A 24,961-nucleotide genomic window follows, 5' to 3' on the forward strand; every position below is an offset into this window, starting at 1 on the left:
TTTTAACGAAAACGTTTGCGCAACGCTCGCACATTTTTACTTTTTCGTATCATTGTGGATAAGTCTGTGTGTAAAAGGGTATAAGACGGGGTTTTGCTGTGGAATGCAGCAGTCAGTCATTTTTCTGTCATTTAGCGGTTGCGGCCTGCGGAGAACTCCCTATAATGCGCCTCCATCGACACGGCAGATGTGAATCACTTCACAGACAACCCGGTCGGTTGAAGAGAAAAAATCCTGAAATAACGGGTTGACTCTGAAAGAGGAAAGCGTAATATATGCCACCTCGCAACGGTGAGCGAAAGCCGCGTTGCACTGCTCTTTAACAATTTATCAGACAATCTGTGTGGGCACTCAAAGTGACATGGATTCTTAACGTCGCAAGACGAAAAATGAATACCAAGTCTCTGAGTGAACATACGTAATTCATTACGAAGTTTAATTCACGAGCATCAAACTTAAATTGAAGAGTTTGATCATGGCTCAGATTGAACGCTGGCGGCAGGCCTAACACATGCAAGTCGAACGGTAGCACAGAGAGCTTGCTCTCGGGTGACGAGTGGCGGACGGGTGAGTAATGTCTGGGAAACTGCCTGATGGAGGGGGATAACTACTGGAAACGGTAGCTAATACCGCATAACGTCGCAAGACCAAAGAGGGGGACCTTCGGGCCTCTTGCCATCAGATGTGCCCAGATGGGATTAGCTAGTAGGTGGGGTAACGGCTCACCTAGGCGACGATCCCTAGCTGGTCTGAGAGGATGACCAGCCACACTGGAACTGAGACACGGTCCAGACTCCTACGGGAGGCAGCAGTGGGGAATATTGCACAATGGGCGCAAGCCTGATGCAGCCATGCCGCGTGTATGAAGAAGGCCTTCGGGTTGTAAAGTACTTTCAGCGGGGAGGAAGGTGTTGTGGTTAATAACCGCAGCAATTGACGTTACCCGCAGAAGAAGCACCGGCTAACTCCGTGCCAGCAGCCGCGGTAATACGGAGGGTGCAAGCGTTAATCGGAATTACTGGGCGTAAAGCGCACGCAGGCGGTCTGTCAAGTCGGATGTGAAATCCCCGGGCTCAACCTGGGAACTGCATTCGAAACTGGCAGGCTAGAGTCTTGTAGAGGGGGGTAGAATTCCAGGTGTAGCGGTGAAATGCGTAGAGATCTGGAGGAATACCGGTGGCGAAGGCGGCCCCCTGGACAAAGACTGACGCTCAGGTGCGAAAGCGTGGGGAGCAAACAGGATTAGATACCCTGGTAGTCCACGCCGTAAACGATGTCGACTTGGAGGTTGTGCCCTTGAGGCGTGGCTTCCGGAGCTAACGCGTTAAGTCGACCGCCTGGGGAGTACGGCCGCAAGGTTAAAACTCAAATGAATTGACGGGGGCCCGCACAAGCGGTGGAGCATGTGGTTTAATTCGATGCAACGCGAAGAACCTTACCTACTCTTGACATCCAGAGAACTTTTCAGAGATGAATTGGTGCCTTCGGGAACTCTGAGACAGGTGCTGCATGGCTGTCGTCAGCTCGTGTTGTGAAATGTTGGGTTAAGTCCCGCAACGAGCGCAACCCTTATCCTTTGTTGCCAGCGGTTAGGCCGGGAACTCAAAGGAGACTGCCAGTGATAAACTGGAGGAAGGTGGGGATGACGTCAAGTCATCATGGCCCTTACGAGTAGGGCTACACACGTGCTACAATGGCGCATACAAAGAGAAGCGACCTCGCGAGAGCAAGCGGACCTCATAAAGTGCGTCGTAGTCCGGATTGGAGTCTGCAACTCGACTCCATGAAGTCGGAATCGCTAGTAATCGTAGATCAGAATGCTACGGTGAATACGTTCCCGGGCCTTGTACACACCGCCCGTCACACCATGGGAGTGGGTTGCAAAAGAAGTAGGTAGCTTAACCTTCGGGAGGGCGCTTACCACTTTGTGATTCATGACTGGGGTGAAGTCGTAACAAGGTAACCGTAGGGGAACCTGCGGTTGGATCACCTCCTTACCTTAAAGAACCTGCCTTTGTAGTGCTCACACAGATTGTCTGATGAAAAGTAAATAGCAAGGCGTCTTGCGATTGAGACTTCAGTGTCCCCTTCGTCTAGAGGCCCAGGACACCGCCCTTTCACGGCGGTAACAGGGGTTCGAATCCCCTAGGGGACGCCACTTGCTGGTTCGTGAGTGAAAGTCGCCGACCCCCGTATCTCAAAACTGATTTGCGAGTCATGTTTGAGATATTTGCTCTTTAAAAATCTGGATCAAGCTGAAAATTGAAACGACACACATGTTATGTGTGTTCGAGTCTCTCAAATTTTCGCAAACCGATGATGAATCGAAAGAAACATCTTCGGGTTGTGAGGTTAAGCGACTAAGCGTACACGGTGGATGCCCTGGCAGTCAGAGGCGATGAAGGACGTGCTAATCTGCGAAAAGCGCCGGCGAGGTGATATGAACCTTTGACCCGGCGATGTCCGAATGGGGAAACCCAGTGTGATTCGTCACACTATCGTTAACTGAATACATAGGTTAACGAGGCGAACCGGGGGAACTGAAACATCTAAGTACCCCGAGGAAAAGAAATCAACCGAGATTCCCCCAGTAGCGGCGAGCGAACGGGGAGCAGCCCGGAGTCTGAATCAGCTTGTGTGTTAGTGGAACGGTCTGGAAAGTCCGACGGTACAGGGTGATAGTCCCGTACACGAAAATGCACAGGTTGTGAACTCGAAGAGTAGGGCGGGACACGTGGTATCCTGTCTGAATATGGGGGGACCATCCTCCAAGGCTAAATACTCCTGACTGACCGATAGTGAACCAGTACCGTGAGGGAAAGGCGAAAAGAACCCCGGCGAGGGGAGTGAAAAAGAACCTGAAACCGTGTACGTACAAGCAGTGGGAGCCTACTTGTTAGGTGACTGCGTACCTTTTGTATAATGGGTCAGCGACTTATATTCTGTAGCAAGGTTAACCGTATAGGGGAGCCGAAGGGAAACCGAGTCTTAACTGGGCGTTAAGTTGCAGGGTATAGACCCGAAACCCGGTGATCTAGCCATGGGCAGGTTGAAGGTTGGGTAACACTAACTGGAGGACCGAACCGACTAATGTTGAAAAATTAGCGGATGACCTGTGGCTGGGGGTGAAAGGCCAATCAAACCGGGAGATAGCTGGTTCTCCCCGAAAGCTATTTAGGTAGCGCCTCGTGAACTCATCTTCGGGGGTAGAGCACTGTTTCGGCTAGGGGGCCATCCCGGCTTACCAACCCGATGCAAACTACGAATACCGAAGAATGTTATCACGGGAGACACACGGCGGGTGCTAACGTCCGTCGTGAAGAGGGAAACAACCCAGACCGCCAGCTAAGGTCCCAAAGTCATGGTTAAGTGGGAAACGATGTGGGAAGGCACAGACAGCCAGGATGTTGGCTTAGAAGCAGCCATCATTTAAAGAAAGCGTAATAGCTCACTGGTCGAGTCGGCCTGCGCGGAAGATGTAACGGGGCTAAACCATGCACCGAAGCTGCGGCAGCGACGCTTATGCGTTGTTGGGTAGGGGAGCGTTCTGTAAGCCGTTGAAGGTGGCCTGTGAGGGTTGCTGGAGGTATCAGAAGTGCGAATGCTGACATAAGTAACGATAAAGCGGGTGAAAAGCCCGCTCGCCGGAAGACCAAGGGTTCCTGTCCAACGTTAATCGGGGCAGGGTGAGTCGACCCCTAAGGCGAGGCCGAAAGGCGTAGTCGATGGGAAACAGGTTAATATTCCTGTACTTGGTGTTACTGCGAAGGGGGGACGGAGAAGGCTATGTTAGCCGGGCGACGGTTGTCCCGGTTTAAGCATGTAGGCGGAGGTTCCAGGTAAATCCGGTACCTTTTAACGCTGAGGTGTGATGACGAGGCACTACGGTGCTGAAGTAACAAATGCCCTGCTTCCAGGAAAAGCCTCTAAGCATCAGGTAACACGAAATCGTACCCCAAACCGACACAGGTGGTCAGGTAGAGAATACCAAGGCGCTTGAGAGAACTCGGGTGAAGGAACTAGGCAAAATGGTGCCGTAACTTCGGGAGAAGGCACGCTGATATGTAGGTGAAGCCCCTGCGGGTGGAGCTGAAATCAGTCGAAGATACCAGCTGGCTGCAACTGTTTATTAAAAACACAGCACTGTGCAAACACGAAAGTGGACGTATACGGTGTGACGCCTGCCCGGTGCCGGAAGGTTAATTGATGGGGTTAGCGGTAACGCGAAGCTCTTGATCGAAGCCCCGGTAAACGGCGGCCGTAACTATAACGGTCCTAAGGTAGCGAAATTCCTTGTCGGGTAAGTTCCGACCTGCACGAATGGCGTAATGATGGCCAGGCTGTCTCCACCCGAGACTCAGTGAAATTGAACTCGCTGTGAAGATGCAGTGTACCCGCGGCAAGACGGAAAGACCCCGTGAACCTTTACTATAGCTTGACACTGAACACTGGTCCTTGATGTGTAGGATAGGTGGGAGGCTTTGAAGCGTGGACGCCAGTCTGCGTGGAGCCGACCTTGAAATACCACCCTTTAATGGCTGGTGTTCTAACGTAGACCCGTAATCCGGGTTGCGGACAGTGTCTGGTGGGTAGTTTGACTGGGGCGGTCTCCTCCCAAAGAGTAACGGAGGAGCACGAAGGTTAGCTAATCCTGGTCGGACATCAGGAGGTTAGTGCAATGGCATAAGCTAGCTTGACTGCGAGAGTGACGGCTCGAGCAGGTGCGAAAGCAGGTCATAGTGATCCGGTGGTTCTGAATGGAAGGGCCATCGCTCAACGGATAAAAGGTACTCCGGGGATAACAGGCTGATACCGCCCAAGAGTTCATATCGACGGCGGTGTTTGGCACCTCGATGTCGGCTCATCACATCCTGGGGCTGAAGTAGGTCCCAAGGGTATGGCTGTTCGCCATTTAAAGTGGTACGCGAGCTGGGTTTAGAACGTCGTGAGACAGTTCGGTCCCTATCTGCCGTGGGCGCTGGAGAATTGAGGGGGGCTGCTCCTAGTACGAGAGGACCGGAGTGGACGCATCACTGGTGTTCGGGTTGTCATGCCAATGGCACTGCCCGGTAGCTAAATGCGGAAGAGATAAGTGCTGAAAGCATCTAAGCACGAAACTTGCCCCGAGATGAGTTCTCCCTGAGACTATAAGTCTCCTGAAGGAACGTTGAAGACGACGACGTTGATAGGTCGGGTGTGTAAGCGCAGCGATGCGTTGAGCTAACCGATACTAATGAACCGTGAGGCTTAACCTTACAACGCCGAAGGTGTTTTGGCGAAGAGAGACGATTTTCAGCCTGATACAGATAACAGAATTTGCCTGGCGGCTTTAGCGCGGTGGTCCCACCTGACCCCATGCCGAACTCAGAAGTGAAACGCCGTAGCGCCGATGGTAGTGTGGGGTCTCCCCATGTGAGAGTAGGGAACTGCCAGGCATCAAATAGAAGAACCCCGTACCGTAAGGTGCGGGGTTTTTTGCTTTGGGCGTTATTCCTCTCCTTGAAACTTTCTCACCTTCCTCTTGCAGACTCGACATTCAGGCCGGATCTCGGTATTGTTAGCTGTCTGGATGTCTAAACGTTTATACGTATGCTTTGAGGATTCAACGATATGCCGATTCGGGTGCAGGACGAGCTACCAGCCGTCAATTTCTTACGTGAAGAGAACGTCTTTGTGATGACGGCTTCACGCGCAACAGTTCAGGAAATTCGCCCGCTGAAGGTTCTTATTCTCAACCTGATGCCGAAAAAGATTGAAACAGAGAATCAGTTCCTGCGTCTGCTTTCAAACTCTCCGCTGCAGGTCGATATTCAGCTGCTGCGGATCGATGCGCGCGAGTCACGCAACACGCCTTCTGAGCACCTGAACAACTTTTACTGTAACTTCGATGACATTCAGGGGGAAAACTTCGACGGCCTGATTGTGACCGGCGCACCGCTCGGTCTGGTTGAATTTAACGATGTTGCCTACTGGCCGCAGATCAAACAGGTCCTGGAGTGGGCAAAAGATCACGTCACGTCCACCTTGTTTGTTTGTTGGGCGGTACAGGCGGCACTGAATATTCTTTATGGTATCCCTAAACAAACCCGCACTGAAAAGCTCTCCGGCGTATACGAACACCACATTCTTCATCCACATGCTCTGCTGACGCGCGGGTTTGATGATTCGTTTCTGGCGCCGCATTCGCGCTATGCCGATTTCCCGGCGCAGCTGATCCGTGATTACACCGATCTGGAGATCCTGGCCGAAACGGAAGAGGGGGATGCATACCTGTTTGCCAGCAAAGATAAGCGCATTGCCTTTGTAACCGGGCATCCTGAATACGATCCGCATACCCTTGCGTCAGAGTATTTCCGTGATGTCGAAGCGGGTCTTAATCCGGATGTGCCGTACAACTATTTCCCGAAAAACGATCCACAAAACAAACCGAGAGCAACCTGGCGCAGCCACGGGAATTTGCTTTTTACTAACTGGCTCAACTATTACGTCTACCAAATCACGCCATACGATCTGCGACACATGAATCCGACGCTAGAGTAATCTTCTGCATTAAACGATCCTAAAGCGTTTCAGCTGTTCGCATCAGGCACCTTCGGGTGCCTTTTTTATTTCCGAAATTCTACTCAACATTGAGAAAAACTTTAATTTCATACTGATCAATGAGTTAACGTTATAAATAAAATAAAATGGAAATTGTTTTTGATTTTGGAAAGAATAGAGATAGTCTTAATTCTGCTGAGCGAAAACTACACAACGATCTTTCGTTCGCATCGGGGGCGTGATTTTGGATCTTTGATGAGGAGCAGAGTAATGACTCAACAGGCAACGACGGTCGACGAACTGGCCTTTACCCAGCCGCATGGTGAGCAAGAACAGCAAATATTGACGGCAGAGGCGGTCGAATTTCTGACTGAACTGGTGACCCGCTTTACGCCGCAGCGCAATAAGCTGCTGGCAGCACGCATTCACCAGCAGCAGGAAATTGACGATGGCAAGTTGCCTGGGTTTATTTCGGAAACCGCTTCCATTCGCCGTGGTGAGTGGAAAATTCGTGGTATTCCTGAAGATTTACAGGATCGCCGCGTTGAGATCACCGGTCCGGTAGAACGCAAAATGGTGATCAACGCCATGAACGCGAACGTTAAAGTCTTTATGGCTGATTTTGAAGACTCGTTGGCACCGGACTGGCGTAAGGTTATCGAGGGGCAAATCAACCTGCGCGACGCCGTGAACGGCACCATCAGCTATACCAACGAAGCCGGGAAAATCTATCAACTTAAACCGAATCCGGCGGTGCTGATCTGTCGCGTACGCGGTCTCCATCTGCCTGAAAAACACGTCACCTGGCGTGGGGAAGCCATTCCCGGCAGCCTGTTTGATTTCGCGCTCTATTTCTTCCACAACCACAAAAACCTGCTGGCAAAAGGCAGCGGCCCCTATTTCTATCTGCCAAAAACGCAGGCCTGGCAGGAAGCGGCGTGGTGGAGTGAGGTGTTCAGTTATGCAGAAGATCGTTTCAACCTGCCACGTGGCACCATCAAAGCCACCCTGTTGATTGAAACGCTGCCTGCGGTTTTCCAGATGAACGAAATTCTGCATGCCCTGCGTGACCACATCGTCGGCCTGAACTGTGGGCGTTGGGACTATATCTTCAGCTATATCAAAACCCTGAAAAATTATCCCGATCGTGTACTGCCCGATCGTCAGGTCGTCACTATGGATAAGCCGTTCCTGAGCGCCTACTCGCGCCTGCTGATCAAAACCTGCCACAAGCGCGGTGCCTTTGCGATGGGCGGCATGGCGGCATTTATTCCGAGCAAAGACGCGGAGCGTAACAATCAGGTGCTCAACAAAGTGAAGGCCGATAAAGAGCTTGAAGCGCGTAACGGTCATGACGGAACGTGGATCGCCCATCCGGGCCTCGCAGACACGGCAATGGAAGTCTTTAACCGCGTACTCGGTGACAATAAAAATCAGCTCTTTGTTACGCGCGAAGAGGATGCGCCAACGGCTGAAGAACAGCTGCTGGCACCGTGTGCAGGTGAACGTACGGAAGAGGGCATGCGCGCCAACATTCGCGTTGCGGTGCAGTACATCGAAGCCTGGATCTCTGGCAACGGCTGCGTGCCGATCTACGGCCTGATGGAAGATGCCGCCACGGCGGAAATCTCCCGCACCTCTATCTGGCAATGGATCCATCATCAAAAAACGCTCAGCAACGGTAAGCCGGTGACCAAAGCCCTGTTCCGCCAGATGCTGGCCGAAGAAATGCGGGTGATCCAGGACGAGTTGGGCGAACACCGCTTCAGCAGCGGACGTTTTGATGATGCTGCACGCCTGATGGAACAAATCACCACCTCAGATGACTTAATCGACTTCCTGACCCTGCCGGGCTACCGCTTCCTGGCGTAACTCACCACATAACAATATGGAGCATCTGCACATGAAAACCCGTACCCAACAAATCGAAGAACTGAAGAAAGAATGGACACAACCGCGCTGGGAAGGCATTCGTCGTCCGTACAGCGCGGAAGAAGTGGTGAAATTACGCGGCTCGGTCAATCCGGAATGCACGCTGGCGCAAAATGGCGCGGCGAAAATGTGGAAGCTGCTGCACGGTGGTTCCAAAAAGGGTTATATCAATAGCCTCGGGGCGTTGACCGGCGGTCAGGCACTGCAGCAGGCGAAGGCCGGTATTGAGGCTGTCTATCTTTCCGGCTGGCAGGTTGCGGCGGATGCCAACCTGGCATCCAGTATGTATCCGGATCAGTCCCTCTACCCGGCGAACTCCGTGCCGTCGGTGGTTGATCGAATCAACAACACCTTCCGCCGTGCGGATCAGATCCAGTGGGCGGCAGGCATCGAACCCAACGATCCGCGCTTTATTGACTACTTCCTGCCGATCGTCGCGGATGCGGAAGCGGGTTTCGGCGGCGTGCTGAACGCGTTCGAGCTGATGAAATCAATGATTGAGGCCGGTGCAGCGGCCGTTCACTTCGAAGATCAGCTGGCATCGGTGAAGAAGTGCGGACACATGGGCGGTAAGGTGCTGGTTCCGACCCAGGAAGCGATTCAGAAGCTGGTTGCCGCGCGTCTGGCGGCAGACGTGCTCGGCGTGCCGACGCTGGTCATTGCCCGTACCGATGCGGATGCGGCTGACCTGATCACCTCTGACTGCGATCCGTACGACAGCGAGTTTATTACCGGTGAGCGCACCAGCGAAGGGTTCTATCGTACCCATGCAGGCATCGAACAGGCGATCAGCCGTGGCCTGGCGTATGCCCCTTACGCCGACCTGGTCTGGTGTGAAACCTCCACGCCGGATCTGGCGCTGGCAAAACGTTTTGCCGATGCCATTCATGCGAAATATCCGGGCAAACTGCTGGCCTATAACTGCTCGCCGTCCTTCAACTGGCAGAAGAATCTGGATGATAAAACCATCGCCAGCTTCCAGCAGCAGCTTTCTGACATGGGCTACAAGTACCAGTTCATTACCCTGGCGGGTATCCACAGCATGTGGTTCAACATGTTCGACCTTGCACATGCTTATGCGCAGGGTGAAGGCATGAAACACTACGTCGAGAAGGTTCAGCAGCCAGAATTCGCCGCCGGAAAAGAGGGTTATACCTTCGTTTCTCACCAGCAGGAAGTGGGAACGGGCTACTTCGACAACGTGACCACTATCATTCAGGGCGGTGCCTCCTCCGTCACCGCCTTAACGGGATCAACCGAAGAAGCACAGTTCTAATCGTTTCCCCCTCTCCCCCCTCGGGGAGAGGGTTGGGGTGAGGGGGAATATATGTCGCGTGGCCTGGAATTACTGATTGCTCAAACTATTTTGCAGGGCTTCGATGCCCAGTATGGTCGTTTTCTTGAAGTGACATCCGGTGCGCAACAGCGCTTCGAACATGCAGACTGGCATGCGGTTCAGCAGGCCATGAAGCAGCGTATTCACCTTTATGACCACCACGTGGGTCTGGTGGTGGAGCAGTTGCGCTGTATTACCGATGGTAAAAGCCCGGATGCGGACTTTTTACTGCGCGTGAAAGAGCACTACACCCATTTATTACCTGACTATCCGCGCTTCGAGATTGCGGAGAGCTTTTTCAACTCCGTCTATTGCCGGTTATTTGACCACCGCTCATTATCTCCTGAGCGGTTATTTATCTTCAGCTCTCAGCCTGAACGACGATTTCGTGCTATCCCACGTCCGCTGGCGAAAGATTTCTTCCCGGAACGCGGGTGGGAGAAGCTTTTGCACCGTGTGCTAACCGATTTGCCGCTGCGTTTGCCCTGGGAGAATAAAACCCGGGATATAGGTTATATCCACACCCACCTGCGCGAAACCTTCGGCGAGGCGTTGCTCGGCCGCAGCCACTTGCAGGTTGCCAACGAGCTTTTCTATCGCAATAAAGCCGCCTGGCTGGTAGGAAAACTGGTCACGCCATCGGCCATCGTACCGTTTCTGCTCCCCATCCATCGCACAGATGACGGGGAACTGTTTGTCGATACCTGCCTGACCACCAGCGCCGAGGCCAGCATTGTATTTGGCTTCGCCCGCTCCTATTTCATGGTGTACGCACCGTTGCCTGCCGCGCTGGTGGAATGGCTGCGGGAGATCCTGCCGGGCAAAACCACCGCCGAGCTGTATATGGCGATTGGCTGTCAGAAGCACGCTAAAACGGAAAGCTATCGGGAATACCTGCGTTATGTCACCACCGCAGATGAACAGTTTATCGAAGCGCCTGGCATTCGCGGCATGGTGATGCTGGTGTTTACGCTTCCGGGGTTCGACCGCGTATTTAAGGTCATTAAAGACCGCTTCGCGCCGCAAAAAGAGATGACCGCCGCGCACGTCCGCGCCTGCTATCAGCTGGTCAAAGAGCATGACCGTGTCGGACGTATGGCGGATACTCAGGAATTCGAAAACTTTGTGCTGGATAAGCAACAGATCGACCCGGCGCTGATGGCGCTTTTGCTCAAGGAAGCATCCGGGAAAATCACCGATCTTGGCGACAAAATCGTGATTAGCCATCTTTACATCGAGCGCCGCATGGTGCCGCTGAACATCTGGCTGGAGCAGTCCGAGGGTCAGGTGCTGCGCGATGCTATAGAAGAATACGGTAACGCGATTCGCCAGCTTGCCGCGGCCAATATTTTTCCGGGCGATATGCTGTTTAAAAACTTCGGTGTCACGCGCCACGGGCGAGTGGTGTTTTATGATTACGACGAGATTTGCTACATGACCGAAGTGAATTTCCGCGATATCCCGCCGCCCCGTTACCCGGAAGATGAACTGTCTGGTGAACCGTGGTACAGCGTTTCGCCGGGCGATGTCTTTCCCGAAGAGTTTCGCCACTGGCTGTGCGCCGACCCGCGCATCGGGCCGCTATTTGAAGAGATGCACGCCGACCTTTTTCGTGCCAGCTACTGGCGTGGGCTGCAAACGCGGATCAAAAACGGGCATGTGGAAGATGTGTACGCTTACCGCCGCAAGCAGCGGTTTTGCATCCGGTTTAACGAATCCCACCATACGCCAGCGTCACCTCTTTCGCCGCCTTAATCACCAGCGCACCTAACTCGGTGACGCGGTCGTCGGTCATGCGCGAAATTGGCCCGGAGATAGAGATGGCGGCAAACGGCTCGCGGTGCTCATCAAAGATACAGGCCGCGATACAGCGCAGACCCAAAGCATGTTCTTCATCATCAAATGAATAGCCACGCTTGCGGGTTAACGCCAGATCCTCTTTCAGATGCACCGGCGAAACCAGCGTGGCATGGGTATAGGCGTGCAGCCCTTTACGATGCAGCAGCCCTGTCACCTGATCTTCGCTGAGCTGAGACAGAAACGCTTTTCCTGCCCCGGACGCATGCATCGGCAGCTTACCGCCAATCGGCGCGGACATACGCATCAGCTGCGTGCACTGCACCTGATCGATAATGATTGCCTGATGATCGCTCTGATCAAGCACCGCCAGGTTTACCGTCTCGCCGGAATCTTCCATCAGCTTGCGCAGAATCGGATGGACAATCGCCAGCAGATTGCGGCTTTGCAGGAAGCTGCTGCCAACGATAAAGGCATGTGCGCCCACCGCCCAGTGTCCCAGCTCGCCGACCTGGCGGACAAAGCCCAGCTGCTGCATAGTGGTCAGCAGGCGGTGCGTGGTGGAGTTCGGCAGGCCAGCCTGCTGGGCCAGCTCCGTCAGGGCCACGCTGCTGTGCGACTCGGCTATCCACTCCAGCAGCTTCAGACCGCGCGTGAGCGATTGAACCTGTCCGCTCGGTTGTGCAGCGGGGGTGGCAGCAGGTTTTCTGCCGCGTTTGGCGGGAACGGTCGCGACCATGACGATCTCCTTTTTCTGTATCGTGGAAATCATTTTCGTTTTATTTGGTGATTTTGCAACCGTTATCCTGACTGATCGGAGGAGTGATGGTGAACATGTCTCATGTTACCGCTGTGTGACTTTTCCACCCTGCGAGATTGTGCCAGTATGGAACGCAGCCTTTTGGCCTTGTTGAGCGTTGTCGGGAGCAAGTGTGAGCAGCAAAGTAGAGCAACTGCGTGCGCAGTTAAATGAACGAATTCTGGTGCTGGACGGCGGCATGGGCACGATGATCCAGGGCTATCGTCTGAGTGAAGACGATTTCCGCGGCGAACGCTTCGCTGACTGGCCTTGCGATCTGAAAGGTAACAACGACCTGCTGGTGCTCAGCAAGCCGTCCGTCATTAAGGATATCCACAATGCCTACTTCGAGGCAGGGGCGGATATCGTTGAAACCAACACCTTTAACTCGACAACCATCGCCATGGCGGATTACCAGATGGAATCCCTGTCGGCGGAGATCAACTTTGAGGCGGCTAAACTGGCTCGTGCCTGCGCAGATGAATGGACTGCCCGCACGCCGGACAAACCGCGCTACGTTGCCGGGGTGCTTGGCCCAACCAACCGCACCGCATCAATCTCACCGGACGTCAACGACCCGGCATTTCGTAATATCACCTTTGACCAGCTGGTCGCTGCCTACCGTGAATCGACCAAAGCGCTGGTGGAAGGCGGTTCCGACCTGATCCTGATTGAAACGGTTTTCGACACCCTCAACGCCAAAGCCGCGATTTACGCGGTGAAAGAGGAGTTCGAGGCACTGGGCGTTGACCTGCCGATCATGATTTCCGGCACCATTACCGACGCCTCCGGCCGTACCCTGTCCGGCCAGACCACCGAAGCGTTTTATAACTCCCTGCGCCACGCGGAAGCGCTCTCCTTTGGCCTGAACTGTGCTCTGGGGCCAGATGAACTGCGCCAGTACGTGCAGGAGTTATCGCGCATCGCAGAATGCTATGTCACCGCGCACCCGAACGCCGGTCTGCCCAATGCCTTTGGTGAATACGATCTGGATGCCGACACCATGGCGGCGCAAATCCGCGAGTGGGCTGAATCTGGCTTCCTGAACATTGTTGGCGGCTGCTGCGGCACCACGCCGGAACACATTGCCGCCATGAGCAACGCCGTGGCCGGGCTGCCGCCGCGTAAGCTGCCTGAGCTTCCCGTTGCCTGTCGTCTTTCTGGTCTCGAGCCGTTGACCATTGGCGACGACAGCCTGTTTGTGAACGTGGGGGAGCGGACTAACGTCACTGGTTCCGCGAAGTTCAAGCGCCTGATTAAAGAAGAGAAGTACAGCGAAGCGCTGGACGTCGCCCGCCAGCAGGTGGAAAGCGGCGCGCAGATTATTGATATCAACATGGACGAGGGGATGCTCGACGCCGAAGCGGCGATGGTGCGTTTCCTCAACCTGATTGCCGGCGAGCCGGACATTGCCCGCGTGCCGATCATGATTGACTCTTCCAAGTGGGAGGTCATCGAAAAAGGGCTGAAGTGCATTCAGGGTAAAGGCATCGTCAACTCTATCTCGATGAAAGAGGGCGTTGATATCTTTATCCACCACGCGAAGATGGTCCGCCGCTACGGTGCTGCCGTGGTGGTCATGGCCTTCGACGAAGTGGGCCAGGCGGATACCCGCGAGCGTAAAATTGAGATATGCCGCCGCGCGTACAAGATTTTGACCGAAGAGGTGGGTTTCCCGCCGGAAGACATCATCTTCGACCCGAACATTTTCGCCGTCGCGACCGGGATTGAAGAGCATAACAACTATGCCCAGGACTTTATCGGCGCATGTGAAGACATTAAACGTGAATTGCCGCATGCGTTAATCTCCGGCGGCGTGTCGAACGTGTCGTTCTCGTTCCGCGGCAACGACCCGGTGCGTGAAGCGATCCACGCCGTGTTCCTTTACTACGCCATCCGCAACGGGATGGACATGGGGATCGTTAACGCCGGCCAGCTGGCGATTTACGATGACCTCCCTGCCGAGCTTCGTGACGCGGTAGAAGATGTCATCCTTAACCGTCGCGACGACGCCACCGAGCGCATGCTGGACCTCGCGGAGAAATACCGCGGCAGCAAAACGGATGAATCGGCCAACGTTCAGCAGGCCGAGTGGCGTTCCTGGGACGTGAAAAAGCGTCTGGAATATTCGCTGGTGAAAGGCATCACCGAGTTTATTGAGCAGGACACCGAAGAAGCGCGCCAGCAGGCAGCTCGCCCGATTGAGGTGATCGAAGGCCCGCTGATGGACGGCATGAACGTGGTCGGCGATCTGTTCGGCGAGGGAAAAATGTTCCTGCCGCAGGTGGTGAAATCTGCCCGCGTGATGAAGCAGGCCGTGGCCTATCTGGAGCCGTTTATCGAGGCCAGCAAAGAAAAAGGCTCCAGCAACGGCAAGATGGTCATCGCCACCGTGAAGGGCGACGTGCACGACATCGGCAAGAATATCGTCGGCGTGGTGCTGCAGTGCAATAACTACGAAATTATCGACCTCGGGGTAATGGTCCCGGCGGATAAAATCCTCAAAACCGCGCGTGAGGTGAATGCCGACCTGATTGGCCTTTCCGGGCTGATCACGCCGTCGCTGGACGAGATGGTCAACGTGGCAAAAGAGATGGAGCGTCAGGGCTTCACTATTCCGCTGCTGATTGGCGGAGCGACCACGTCGAAAGCGCATACGGCGGTGAAAATCGAACAGAACTACAGCGGCCCGACGGTCTATGTGCAGAACGCCTCGCGCACCGTAGGCGTGGTGTCCGCGCTGCTCTCCGACACTCAGCGCGATGACTTCGTGGCGCGCACCCGCAAAGAGTACGAAACCGTCCGCATCCAGCACGGTCGTAAGAAACCGCGCACGCCGCCGGTTTCACTTCAGGCGGCGCGCGATAACGATCTGGCGTTTGACTGGTCCAGCTATACCCCGCCGGTTGCGCACCGTCTGGGCGTGCAGGACGTCACCGCCAGCATCGAAACGCTGCGTAACTACATCGACTGGACGCCGTTCTTCATGACCTGGTCGCTGGCGGGCAAATATCCGCGCATCCTCGAGGATGAGGTGGTAGGTGAAGAGGCGAAGCGGTTGTTTAAAGATGCCAATGACATGCTCGACAAGCTGAGTGCAGAGAAATCCCTTAATCCGCGCGGCGTGGTGGGGCTGTTCCCGGCGAACCGCGTGGGTGACGACGTGGAAATCTACCGCGATGAAACCCGCACGCATGTGCTGACCGTGAGCCATCACCTGCGTCAGCAAACGGAGAAAGTGGGCTTCGCCAACTACTGTCTGGCGGATTTCGTCGCACCGAAACTGAGTGGTAAAGCCGACTATATCGGCGCCTTTGCGGTAACCGGCGGACTTGAAGAGGATGCGCTGGCGGAAGCATACGAAGCGCAGCATGATGATTACAACAAAATCATGGTCAAAGCGATTGCCGACCGCCTGGCGGAAGCCTTCGCTGAGTATCTGCATGAGCGCGTACGTAAGGTGTACTGGGGCTACGCGGCCAATGAAAACCTCAGCAACGAGGAGCTGATCCGCGAAAACTACCAGGGCATTCGCCCGGCGCCGGGCTACCCGGCCTGCCCGGAGCACACCGAAAAAGGCACAATCTGGAAACTTCTCGATGTTGAGGCCCATACGGGGATGAAACTCACCGAGTCGTTTGCCATGTGGCCAGGTGCCTCTGTTTCCGGCTGGTATTTCAGCCACCCGGACAGCAAGTACTTTGCCGTGGCGCAGCTACAGCGCGATCAGATCGAAGATTACGCCCTGCGCAAAGGCATGAGCGTGTCAGAAGTCGAGCGCTGGCTGGCGCCTAATCTCGGCTACGACGCCGACTAAAATCACTTTTCCTTACAACAAACAGGGCGCTCATGGGGCGCCCTGTCTCTTTCTTACGTTTAAACCCTTATACTGAACCTAAGGAAAATGAATAACGATAAGGAGGAAAACCTTCCGTGCTGACCCTGTTACATCTGCTCTCCGCAGTCGCACTGCTCGTTTGGGGGACCCATATCGTCCGTACCGGCGTGATGCGCGTCTTTGGTGCTCGTTTACGCACCGTTCTCAGCAGCAGCGTTGAGAAGAAGCCGCTCGCCTTTTGTGCGGGGATAGGCGTCACGGCGCTGGTTCAGAGCAGTAATGCCACCACCCTGCTTGTCACCTCCTTTGTGGCACAGGATCTGGTGGCGCTCGCGCCGGCACTGGTGATCGTGCTGGGGGCCGACGTAGGTACCGCGCTGATGGCGCGTATTCTGACGTTCGATCTCTCCTGGCTGTCGCCGCTGCTGATTTTCATTGGCGTCATCTTCTTCCTCGGGCGCAAACAGACGCGTGCCGGGCAGCTTGGGCGCGTGGGGATTGGCCTGGGGCTGATCCTGCTGGCGCTGGAGCTGATTGTGCAGGCGGTCACCCCCATCACCGAGGCCAACGGCGTTCAGGTCATCTTCGCCTCTCTGACCGGTGACATCATGCTGGACGCGCTGATTGGCGCGGTGTTTGCCATCGTCAGCTATTCAAGCCTGGCAGCCGTATTGCTGACGGCCACGCTCACCGCTGCCGGGGCGATCTCCTTCCCGGTGGCGCTATGTCTGGTGATTGGTGCGAACCTGGGGTCTGGCCTGCTGGCAATGCTCAACAACAGTGCCGCCAACGCTGCGGCTCGCCGCGTGGCGCTCGGCAGCCTGCTGTTTAAGCTGGTGGGTAGCCTGATTATCCTGCCGTTTGTGCACCCGCTGGCGAACCTGATGGATAACCTCTCACTGCCGAAAGCGGAGCTGGTGATCTATTTCCACGTTTTCTATAACCTGGTGCGCTGCCTGGCGATGGTGCCTTTTGCGGGGCCGATGGCCCGCTTTTGCGAACGACTCATTCAGGATGAACCGGAGCTGGATGCGCGCCTGAAACCGAAGCATCTGGATACCTCCGCGCTGGATACCCCGGCGCTGGCGCTGGCGAATGCCGCCCGCGAGACGCTACGCATGGGTGATGCGATGGAAACCATGCTCGAAGGGCTGCAGAAGGTGATGCACGGCGAACCGCGCGAAGAGAAAGAGTTGCGCAGGCTGGCGGACGATATCAACGTGCTTTATACCGCCATTAAGCTCTATCTGGCGCGTATTCCGCAGGATGAACTGGCGGAAGAGGAGTCTCGCCGCTGGGCAGAAATCATCGAGATGTCGCTCAACCTGGAGCAAGCCTCCGATATCGTGGAGCGTATGGGGAGTGAGATTGCAGATAAGTCACTGGCAGCACGTCGGGCATTCTCCATTGAGGGCCTGAAGGAGCTGGAGGCGCTCCACGAACAGCTCTTGAGCAACCTGAAGCTGGCGATGCTGGTCTTCTTCTCCAGCGACGTGCCGAGCGCGCGCCGCCTGCGTCGTAACAAGCATCGCTTTCGCATCCTCAACCGTCGCTACTCGCACGCCCACGTTGAGCGTCTTCACCAGCAAAACGTGCAGAGTATCGAGACCAGCTCCCTGCACCTGGGGCTGCTGGGGGACATGAAGCGTCTTAACTCGTTGTTCTGCGCGGTGGCCTATAGCGTGATGGAACAGCCGGATGAAGATGACGAGCGGGACGAGTATTAATCTCTGAAAGCGCCTCGCAAAACCGTTTTGCGAGGCGTGACACCTTATGAAGCGCCATTTACGCTGCAGACCTTACATTTTTAAGGGAATAGAAAATGCTCGTTTATTACGCTACACTTCGCCAATTCATGCGCATACCGATGGGGGTTCTCATGCGCACTACTCATGGCATCAAAAAATCAGTCAATGTGTCGTTAGCACCAGAAATCCTTGAAGAGGCGCGACGGCTTAAACTTAATCTCTCTGCTGTACTTACGGCTGCATTGCAGGAGCAGTTTCGTGCGCATCAGCGTGCAGAGTGGTTAGCAGAAAATAAAGCGTCTATCGAGGCTATTAACCAGTGGGTTGATGAAAACGGCTCCTTTAGTGACTTTCAGAGGTCGTTCTGATGGAGCAATATTTTGTTTATGAGAATGAAGGTCAGGGGAAAACTGCCTATCCCTGGCTAATCAATATGCAGCATCCCGTGGCCAATGTGATGAAGCATGTTCTGGTCGCCCCCGCAGTTGAGCTTAGCCACCTGGGAGGCATTCAGCCGCCTGCGAAAGTGTGCCCTGTCGTTGAGATAGCGGGTAAGCCCTGCGTGGTTATGATGCACATGATGGCAGGCATATCGCCAAAAGAGTTAGGCGAGCGTGTCGCCGATCTTACTCAAGACCGGGCCTCATTGCGGGATGCACTCGATTTTTTGATCAACGGTTACTAACACTTTTTTGTCAGCCGCAAGGTAAGGTATATTTCGCCCTTCACAGGAGAAACTATGCTGCCAACTCAATCAACCCGATTAAACAAATACATTAGCGAGAGCGGGATCTGCTCACGTCGCGAGGCTGACCGTTACATTGAACAAGGTAACGTGTTTCTTAACGGCAAACGCGCCACCATCGGCGATCAGGTGATGCCTGGCGACGTGGTCAAAGTGAATGGTCAGGTCATCGAACCGCGTGATGCAGAAGACCTGGTGTTTATCGCGTTGAATAAACCGGTTGGGATTGTCAGCACCACGGAAGACGGTGAGCGAGACAACATCGTTGATTTCGTGAACCACAGCAGCCGCATTTTCCCGATTGGCCGTCTGGATAAAGATTCGCAGGGGCTGATTTTCCTCACCAACCATGGCGATCTGGTGAACAAAATCCTGCGAGCCGGTAACGACCATGAGAAAGAGTACATCGTTACGGTAAACAAACTGGTAACGGACGAGTTTATCCGCGGGATGAGCGCAGGCGTGCCGATCCTGGGCACGGTGACGAAGAAGTGTAAGGTCAAGAAAGAAGCGCCTTTCGCGTTCCGAATTACCCTGGTACAGGGCTTAAACCGCCAGATCCGCCGCATGTGCGAGTACTTCGGTTATGAAGTGACGAAGCTTGAACGTACGCGCATCATGAACGTTAGCCTGTCCGGGATCCCGCTGGGCGAGTGGCGTGACTTGACGGATGACGAGCTGATTGAGCTGTTCAGGCTTATCGAAAACTCGTCGTCAGAAGCGAAGCCGAAGGCTAAGGCGAAGCCGAAAACCCAGGCGATTAAACGCCCGGTGGTGAAGGAGCCGCAGGCGGAAGAGAAAGGGCGAGGCAAGCCGGGTAACGGTAAGCGATTTACCCAGCCGGGTCGTAAAAAGAAAGGGCGCTGATTAGCGCCTTCCACGGGTTGACGTGCTGGCGGACCAGGAGAAGGTCGCCTCTGCATCCGGTTTATAAGCCTGCTCTTTTTTCAGTTTGCGGGCTTTCTTCGCCGCGGCGTCACGTTCCGCCATCAGCTTGTCGATGTACTCTTTTTTCACCTGATTGGTTTCGGCGTTCGTCAGCGTGCGGCCATGTGCAATGCGGGCGCGGTCGAGAAGCGTTTTCAGTTCGCGCTGCTCGGCTTCCGTCATGTCTTTCTGGGTCAAACGTGGTGTAGCCATTGCTGAAGCCTCCTGAGGGGGAGGCTTCAGTGTAAAGCAATTCAATCCTGTTTCACCGCTTCTTTTTTCGTTTGTGCATTAATCGGTTTTCCGGACCAGTAGCCCGCCAGCAGCGAACCTGAAAGATTGTGCCACACCGAGAACAGGGCACCCGGCAGTGCCGCCAGCGGCGAGAAGTAAATTTTGCCAAGCGCCGCCGCCAGACCGGAGTTCTGCATCCCTACTTCAATCGCCAGCGTGCGACAGGTGGATTCGTCGAAACCAAACAGCTTCCCGCCCCAGTATCCTCCCAGCAGTCCGATGGTGTTATGCAGCACGACTGCGACGATCACCACAAAACCGACGGAAGCAATGTGCGAGGCAGAACCCGCCACCACGGCGCTGATGATGGCCAGAATGCAGACCATCGAAAACGCAGGCAGGTAGGGCTCAACGGCTTTCACCACGCGCGGGAACAGATGGTGAATGACCAGCCCCAGTGCAATCGGGATCACCACAATCTGCAGAATGCTGAGCAGCATCCCCATCACGTCCACCTGAATATGCGCGTCCACGTACAGGCGGGTTAACAGCGGCGTGGCAATCACGCCCACCAGCGTGGAAACGGATGAAATAGTAACGGAGAGGGCAACATCCCCTTTCGCCAGATAGATCATGACGTTAGACGCCGTGCCGCTGGCGACGCTGCCCACCAGCACCATTCCGGCAGAGAGATCCGGCGGCATCTTAAAGGCCATCGCCAGCAGCCACGCCGCGAGCGGCATCACCAGGTAATGCAGGAAGATACCCGCAGCAACCGGAGCCGGGCGCGACAGCACGCGTTTGAAATCGTCGATTTTTAAATGCACGCCCATGCCGAACATAATCAGCATCAGCAGCGTGGCGACCCACGGACCAATACCGGTGAACGTGGCGGGCGTGTAATACGCGAGTACAGAGAGCAGCAGCGCCCATAAGGGGAACAGCCGGGTGATAACGGATAACATAGTGAATTCCTTGCAGTATTGTCGTGTTGTTTTGTTATGAAAAAGCCGGGTCTGTGCCCGGCTTATCGATATTGTTTAACGTGCTAACGAATTTTATTCAAACAAATTCTGATGAAGTTTCTGCACAACCTGCTCAGCCTGATCGGCAGGGACCAGGAAACAAAGGTTGTAGCTGGAGGCACCGTAGCAAATCATGCGGATGTTGAACGGGTCGAGCACACCAAACACCTCTTTGCCCACGCCGCAGGCGCGCGACAGCTTGTTGCCAATGATGGCCACCAGCGCCAGGTTTTCTTCCACTTCCACGCGGCACAGCTCGGACAACTCAATCAGCAGCGACTGCGTCAGCAGGGTATCGCCGGTGGAGGTCGAGCCGGTGGTATCCAGCGTCAGCGCAATGCTCACTTCGGAGGTGGTGATGAGGTCTACGGAGATGTTGTGACGCGCCAGAATGCCAAACACCTCTGCCAGGAAACCGCGGGAGTGGAGCATATTGTGGCTATGCAGCGTCACCAGCGTCTGGCGACGGCGCAGGGCCAGCGCACGGAACAGCGGTGGGTTTTCCGTTTTCTTGCAAACCAGCGTGCCGCCCGCTTTAGGATCTTTACTGGAGCCCACGAAGACCGGAATATCGCTGCGCACGGCAGGCAGCAGCGTTGCCGGGTGTAGCACCTTCGCGCCGAAGGTGGCCATTTCCGCCGCTTCTTCAAACGCGATCACATCAATACGTTTCGCCGCGGAAACCACGCGCGGGTCGGTGGTGTAGATACCCGGCACGTCAGTCCAGATATCCACACGGGTGGCATGCAGAGCTTCACCCAGCAGAGCCGCGGTGTAGTCGCTGCCGCCACGGCCCAGCGTCGTCGTGCGACCTTTGGCTTCGCTGCCGATAAAGCCCTGGGTGACCACCATGCCTTCAGCCAGGCGCGGGGCCAGTTGCTGGTTGGTGAGCTCAGCCAGCATCTCAACGTCCGGTTCAGCGCGGCCAAAACGGTCACTGGTGCGCATCACTTTACGCACGTCAAACCACTGCGCCTGAACGTTACGTTCGCGCATGATTTCAACAAACAGCAGGGTAGACATCAATTCACCGTGGCTGACCAGTTCATCGGTCAGGGCGGTGGAGGTGGCCAGAGACGCTGCTTCTGCCAGGGTGGTGATATTTTCCAGCAGGCGTTCCACTTCTTCGCGGATCACGTTTGGATTTTGCAGACGCTCAAGGATGTCGAACTGAATTTTGCGCAGTGCATCCAGCTTCACGAAACGTTCTGTCGCTTCCAGTCCTTCAGACAGAGAAACCAGCAGGTTCGTCACGCCAGCGGATGCGGAGAGCACCACCAGGCGGGTATTCGGATCGGCCAGCACCACATCGGCGCTGCGGTTCATGGCATCGTAGTCGGCCACACTGGTGCCGCCAAACTTGGCGACCACAAAACTCGTCATAACAACCTCGTGTCAGGGAATGAATAAGCGACCTTGGCACAAGAGTGAAACGAAAACAGGTGCAGGCGCAAAATACGGCCCTATAAATAAAATGCGGGGGAGGTCCTGTCAATGCTGGGATTATGCGGATTTTTTATGGGGGGGTACCCCTGAGAAACAGGACTTATAACAGGGCCATATTTTATGCTCCGTTTTACCCCCTTTTGACCGACAATTCGCCGCCCGGGAGGGCACTTCAGCAGCTATACTTTTCGGGTCTTTTCACCTGTGTTTGATGCAGGCCAGGGCAATGGCATAAAAACCATCACAATTTTTATTTGCAGGCGCTACAATCGACCGCAGTCACAATTCTCAAATCAGAAGAGTATTGCTAATGAAAAACATCAACCCAACGCAGACCGCTGCCTGGCAGGCACTCCAGAAACATTTTGATGAAATGAAAGACGTCACCATCGCGGATCTGTTCGCGAAAGATGCCGATCGTTTCGCTAAGTTCTCCGCGACCTTCGACGACCTGATGCTGGTGGATTTTTCCAAAAACCGCATTACCGAAGAGACGCTGGCAAAGCTGCAGGATCTGGCAAAAGAGACTCAGCTTGCCGACGCTATCAAGTCCATGTTCTCCGGCGAGAAAATCAACCGCACCGAAGACCGTGCTGTGCTGCACGTGGCCCTGCGTAACCGTAGCAATACGCCAATCATCGTTGACGGCAAAGATGTTATGCCGGAAGTGAACGCGGTGCTGGAAAAGATGAAAGCTTTCTCCGAAGCGATCATCTCCGGTAGCTGGAAAGGCTATACCGGTAAAGCGATCACCGACGTGGTAAACATCGGCATCGGCGGTTCTGATCTGGGTCCGTTCATGGTGACCGAAGCGCTGCGTCCGTACAAAAACCACCTCAACATGCATTTCGTGTCTAACGTCGATGGTACTCACATCGCGGAAGTGCTGAAGAACGTGAACCCGGAAACCACCCTGTTCCTGGTGGCGTCTAAAACCTTCACCACCCAGGAAACCATGACCAACGCCCACAGCGCGCGTGACTGGTTCCTGAAAACCGCGGGCGACAACAAGCACGTGGCGAAACACTTTGCGGCGCTGTCCACCAATGGTAAAGCGGTTGGCGAGTTCGGTATCGACACCGCGAACATGTTCGAGTTCTGGGACTGGGTTGGCGGCCGTTACTCTCTGTGGTCTGCCATCGGTTTGTCCATCATTCTGTCCGTAGGCTTCGATAACTTCGTTGAACTGCTCTCCGGCGCGCACGCGATGGATAAACACTTCTCCACCACCGCACCTGAGAAAAACCTGCCGGTGCTGCTGGCGCTGATTGGTATCTGGTACAACAACTTCTTTGGTGCTGAAACCGAAGCGATCCTGCCGTACGACCAGTACATGCATCGCTTTGCGGCCTACTTCCAGCAGGGCAATATGGAATCCAACGGTAAGTACGTTGACCGTAACGGCAACGCGGTGGATTACCAGACGGGTCCAATCATCTGGGGTGAGCCGGGCACTAACGGCCAGCACGCGTTCTACCAGCTGATCCACCAGGGAACCAAAATGGTACCGTGCGATTTCATCGCCCCGGCTATTACCCATAACCCGCTGTCTGACCACCATCCAAAACTGCTGTCTAACTTCTTCGCCCAGACTGAAGCGCTGGCGTTCGGTAAATCCCGCGAGGTGGTTGAGCAGGAGTATCGCGATCAGGGTAAAGATCCGGCCACGCTGGACCACGTTGTGCCGTTCAAAGTGTTTGAAGGCAACCGCCCAACCAACTCCATCCTGCTGCGTGAAATCACCCCGTTCAGCCTGGGGGCGCTGATTGCGCTGTACGAGCACAAGATCTTTACTCAGGGTGCCATCCTGAACATCTTCACCTTTGACCAGTGGGGCGTTGAACTGGGCAAACAGCTGGCAAACCGCATTCTGCCAGAGCTGGGTGACGATAAAGCAATCACCAGCCACGACAGCTCGACCAATGGTTTGATTAACCGCTATAAAGCCTGGCGCGCGTAATTAAAACATCATGAAAATGTGCCGGCGAAATGCCGGCATTTTTTATCGGATAATTCCTGATGTCTGTTAGTTAACTCAAATTCTGGATGTGAGTTTAATCCGAAAAAGACGGTTAACCCGTTAATTGCTGCGGTTTATTTTAAGAAAATACGTAGAAGTAAGATAATGGGCTTATATTATAAATTATTGATTTTTAGTGATTATATATTTTAATTATTTGCTTTTCATTTCGATTTTATCCATTAGTCCGAAAACCCATTCCCTATTTCCCCTCACGGTAATCCCGCTGCTTTAGTTGTGTATACTCGATTCCGCCTGAATTTCTTTTCGGGCAAATCTCCATTCATTCATTGAAGGGAAATTGTTATGAAGAAAGTACTGTATGGCATTTTTGCCATATCTGCACTTGCGGCGACATCTGTCTATGCAGCTCCGGTCCAGGTCGGGGAAGCAGCAGGGTCGGCAGCGACGTCTGCGTCTGCGGGAAGCTCTACCGCAGCCAGCACCAGCGCCGTAAGTTCAGCCGTGGGTGTCGCGCTGGCGGCAACCGGTGGCGGTGATGGCTCCAATACCGGAACCACGACCACTACGACAACCAGCACCCAGTAAGACCGGGTGTTTTAATCATAACCAC

15 protein-coding genes, 1 tRNA gene and 3 rRNA genes are annotated in these 24,961 nt (G+C 54.6%); 15 read left to right on the top strand and 4 right to left on the bottom strand.

Features of this window, described 5'->3' with window-relative positions; genetic code table 11:
- Window positions 1-457 precede the first annotated feature (457 nt).
- From BFV64_RS01050 to aceK, 8 genes are all read left to right on the top strand, one after another.
- Window positions 458-1,997 (top strand): 16S ribosomal RNA (locus tag BFV64_RS01050).
- An 85-nt stretch (window positions 1,998-2,082) separates the two neighbouring features.
- Window positions 2,083-2,158 (top strand) — tRNA-Glu (locus tag BFV64_RS01055).
- A gap of 192 nt (window positions 2,159-2,350) precedes the next feature.
- Window positions 2,351-5,255, top strand: a 23S ribosomal RNA gene (locus tag BFV64_RS01060).
- A gap of 64 nt (window positions 5,256-5,319) precedes the next feature.
- Window positions 5,320-5,435: ribosomal RNA gene (gene rrf / locus BFV64_RS01065) — 5S ribosomal RNA — on the top strand.
- The 16S, 23S and 5S rRNA genes sit together here with 1 tRNA gene alongside, the layout of an rRNA operon.
- Window positions 5,436-5,610: 175 nt before the next feature.
- The gene (metA, locus tag BFV64_RS01070) at window positions 5,611-6,540 is read left to right on the top strand and encodes a homoserine O-acetyltransferase MetA (RefSeq protein ID WP_023331771.1); all 930 of its coding nucleotides are present in this window, start codon (window positions 5,611-5,613) and stop codon (window positions 6,538-6,540) included.
- Between the two features lie 270 nt (window positions 6,541-6,810).
- Window positions 6,811-8,412, top strand: coding sequence for a malate synthase A (gene aceB / locus BFV64_RS01075; RefSeq protein ID WP_045281844.1), 1,602 nt, complete (start codon window positions 6,811-6,813; stop codon window positions 8,410-8,412).
- A 31-nt stretch (window positions 8,413-8,443) separates the two neighbouring features.
- The gene (gene aceA / locus BFV64_RS01080; RefSeq protein WP_014882085.1) at window positions 8,444-9,748 is read left to right on the top strand and encodes an isocitrate lyase; all 1,305 of its coding nucleotides are present in this window, start codon (window positions 8,444-8,446) and stop codon (window positions 9,746-9,748) included.
- Between the two features lie 51 nt (window positions 9,749-9,799).
- Entirely contained in the window at window positions 9,800-11,563 is a 1,764-nt protein-coding gene (aceK, locus tag BFV64_RS01085; RefSeq protein ID WP_023331773.1) for a bifunctional isocitrate dehydrogenase kinase/phosphatase, read from the top strand.
- Here aceK and iclR read toward each other — a convergent pair.
- Window positions 11,517-12,344 (bottom strand): glyoxylate bypass operon transcriptional repressor IclR, encoded by an 828-nt coding sequence (gene iclR / locus BFV64_RS01090; protein ID WP_014882087.1) that lies wholly within the window; start codon window positions 12,342-12,344, stop codon window positions 11,517-11,519. The genes aceK and iclR overlap by 47 nt on opposite strands.
- Before the next feature lie 193 nt (window positions 12,345-12,537).
- Between iclR and metH the strand changes: the two genes are divergently transcribed.
- The 5 genes from metH to rluF all read left to right on the top strand — a co-directional run bounded on the left by metH (window position 12,538) and on the right by rluF (window position 19,602).
- Window positions 12,538-16,221 carry a methionine synthase gene (gene metH, locus BFV64_RS01095; RefSeq protein ID WP_045268802.1) on the top strand — a complete coding sequence of 1,228 codons (3,684 nt, stop codon included), beginning with the start codon at window positions 12,538-12,540 and terminating at the stop codon, window positions 16,219-16,221.
- A 116-nt stretch (window positions 16,222-16,337) separates the two neighbouring features.
- Entirely contained in the window at window positions 16,338-17,969 is a 1,632-nt protein-coding gene (locus tag BFV64_RS01100; RefSeq protein ID WP_014882089.1) for a Na/Pi cotransporter family protein, read from the top strand.
- Window positions 17,970-18,064: 95 nt separating this feature from the next.
- Window positions 18,065-18,358 carry a type II toxin-antitoxin system CcdA family antitoxin gene (locus BFV64_RS01105; RefSeq protein ID WP_014830260.1) on the top strand — a complete coding sequence of 98 codons (294 nt, stop codon included), beginning with the start codon at window positions 18,065-18,067 and terminating at the stop codon, window positions 18,356-18,358.
- On the top strand, window positions 18,358-18,675 hold the full coding sequence (locus BFV64_RS01110; RefSeq protein ID WP_059373285.1) for a CcdB family protein: 318 nt from the start codon (window positions 18,358-18,360) through the stop codon (window positions 18,673-18,675). Before BFV64_RS01105 ends, BFV64_RS01110 begins: the two co-directional genes overlap by 1 nt.
- 54 nt (window positions 18,676-18,729) lie before the next feature.
- Complete coding sequence (gene rluF / locus BFV64_RS01115; RefSeq protein ID WP_069601616.1) at window positions 18,730-19,602, top strand: 23S rRNA pseudouridine(2604) synthase RluF; 873 nt, start codon at window positions 18,730-18,732, stop codon at window positions 19,600-19,602.
- Here rluF and BFV64_RS01120 read toward each other — a convergent pair whose 3' ends face one another.
- The 3 genes from BFV64_RS01120 to lysC all read right to left on the bottom strand — a co-directional run bounded on the left by BFV64_RS01120 (window position 19,603) and on the right by lysC (window position 22,304).
- Window positions 19,603-19,875, bottom strand: a complete 273-nt coding sequence (locus tag BFV64_RS01120; protein WP_014882093.1) for a YjbD family protein — start codon at window positions 19,873-19,875, stop codon at window positions 19,603-19,605. It abuts the gene before it with no gap.
- 41 nt (window positions 19,876-19,916) lie between these two features.
- Entirely contained in the window at window positions 19,917-20,861 is a 945-nt protein-coding gene (gene panS, locus BFV64_RS01125; RefSeq protein WP_045135510.1) for a ketopantoate/pantoate/pantothenate transporter PanS, read from the bottom strand.
- Window positions 20,862-20,954: 93 nt separating this feature from the next.
- Entirely contained in the window at window positions 20,955-22,304 is a 1,350-nt protein-coding gene (gene lysC, locus BFV64_RS01130) for a lysine-sensitive aspartokinase 3 (RefSeq protein ID WP_023331779.1), read from the bottom strand.
- A gap of 373 nt (window positions 22,305-22,677) precedes the next feature.
- On the opposite strand from lysC, the gene pgi reads away from it, so the two are divergent.
- Entirely contained in the window at window positions 22,678-24,327 is a 1,650-nt protein-coding gene (gene pgi / locus BFV64_RS01135) for a glucose-6-phosphate isomerase (RefSeq protein WP_014882096.1), read from the top strand.
- A 366-nt stretch (window positions 24,328-24,693) separates the two neighbouring features.
- Window positions 24,694-24,936 carry an exopolysaccharide production protein YjbE gene (yjbE, locus tag BFV64_RS01140; protein ID WP_003860341.1) on the top strand — a complete coding sequence of 81 codons (243 nt, stop codon included), beginning with the start codon at window positions 24,694-24,696 and terminating at the stop codon, window positions 24,934-24,936.
- The last annotated feature ends 25 nt before the right edge of the window (window positions 24,937-24,961 follow it).

The sequence above is a fragment of the Enterobacter kobei genome (genome assembly GCF_001729765.1).
In the GTDB taxonomy this organism is placed as follows: domain Bacteria; phylum Pseudomonadota; class Gammaproteobacteria; order Enterobacterales; family Enterobacteriaceae; genus Enterobacter; species Enterobacter kobei.

Bases quoted from the DNA above. Each gene is read 5' to 3' on its own strand.
- BFV64_RS01120 (WP_014882093.1), bottom strand. From the start codon at position 19,875: ATGGCTACACCACGTTTGACCCAGAAAGACATGACGGAAGCCGAGCAG.
- metA (WP_023331771.1), top strand. From the start codon at position 5,611: ATGCCGATTCGGGTGCAGGACGAGCTACCAGCCGTCAATTTCTTACGT.
- panS (WP_045135510.1), bottom strand. From the start codon at position 20,861: ATGTTATCCGTTATCACCCGGCTGTTCCCCTTATGGGCGCTGCTGCTC.
- BFV64_RS01105 (WP_014830260.1), top strand. From the start codon at position 18,065: ATGCTCGTTTATTACGCTACACTTCGCCAATTCATGCGCATACCGATG.
- aceA (WP_014882085.1), top strand. From the start codon at position 8,444: ATGAAAACCCGTACCCAACAAATCGAAGAACTGAAGAAAGAATGGACA.
- aceK (WP_023331773.1), top strand. From the start codon at position 9,800: ATGTCGCGTGGCCTGGAATTACTGATTGCTCAAACTATTTTGCAGGGC.
- iclR (WP_014882087.1), bottom strand. From the start codon at position 12,344: ATGGTCGCGACCGTTCCCGCCAAACGCGGCAGAAAACCTGCTGCCACC.
- lysC (WP_023331779.1), bottom strand. From the start codon at position 22,304: ATGACGAGTTTTGTGGTCGCCAAGTTTGGCGGCACCAGTGTGGCCGAC.
- aceB (WP_045281844.1), top strand. From the start codon at position 6,811: ATGACTCAACAGGCAACGACGGTCGACGAACTGGCCTTTACCCAGCCG.
- rluF (WP_069601616.1), top strand. From the start codon at position 18,730: ATGCTGCCAACTCAATCAACCCGATTAAACAAATACATTAGCGAGAGC.
- BFV64_RS01110 (WP_059373285.1), top strand. From the start codon at position 18,358: ATGGAGCAATATTTTGTTTATGAGAATGAAGGTCAGGGGAAAACTGCC.
- yjbE (WP_003860341.1), top strand. From the start codon at position 24,694: ATGAAGAAAGTACTGTATGGCATTTTTGCCATATCTGCACTTGCGGCG.
- pgi (WP_014882096.1), top strand. From the start codon at position 22,678: ATGAAAAACATCAACCCAACGCAGACCGCTGCCTGGCAGGCACTCCAG.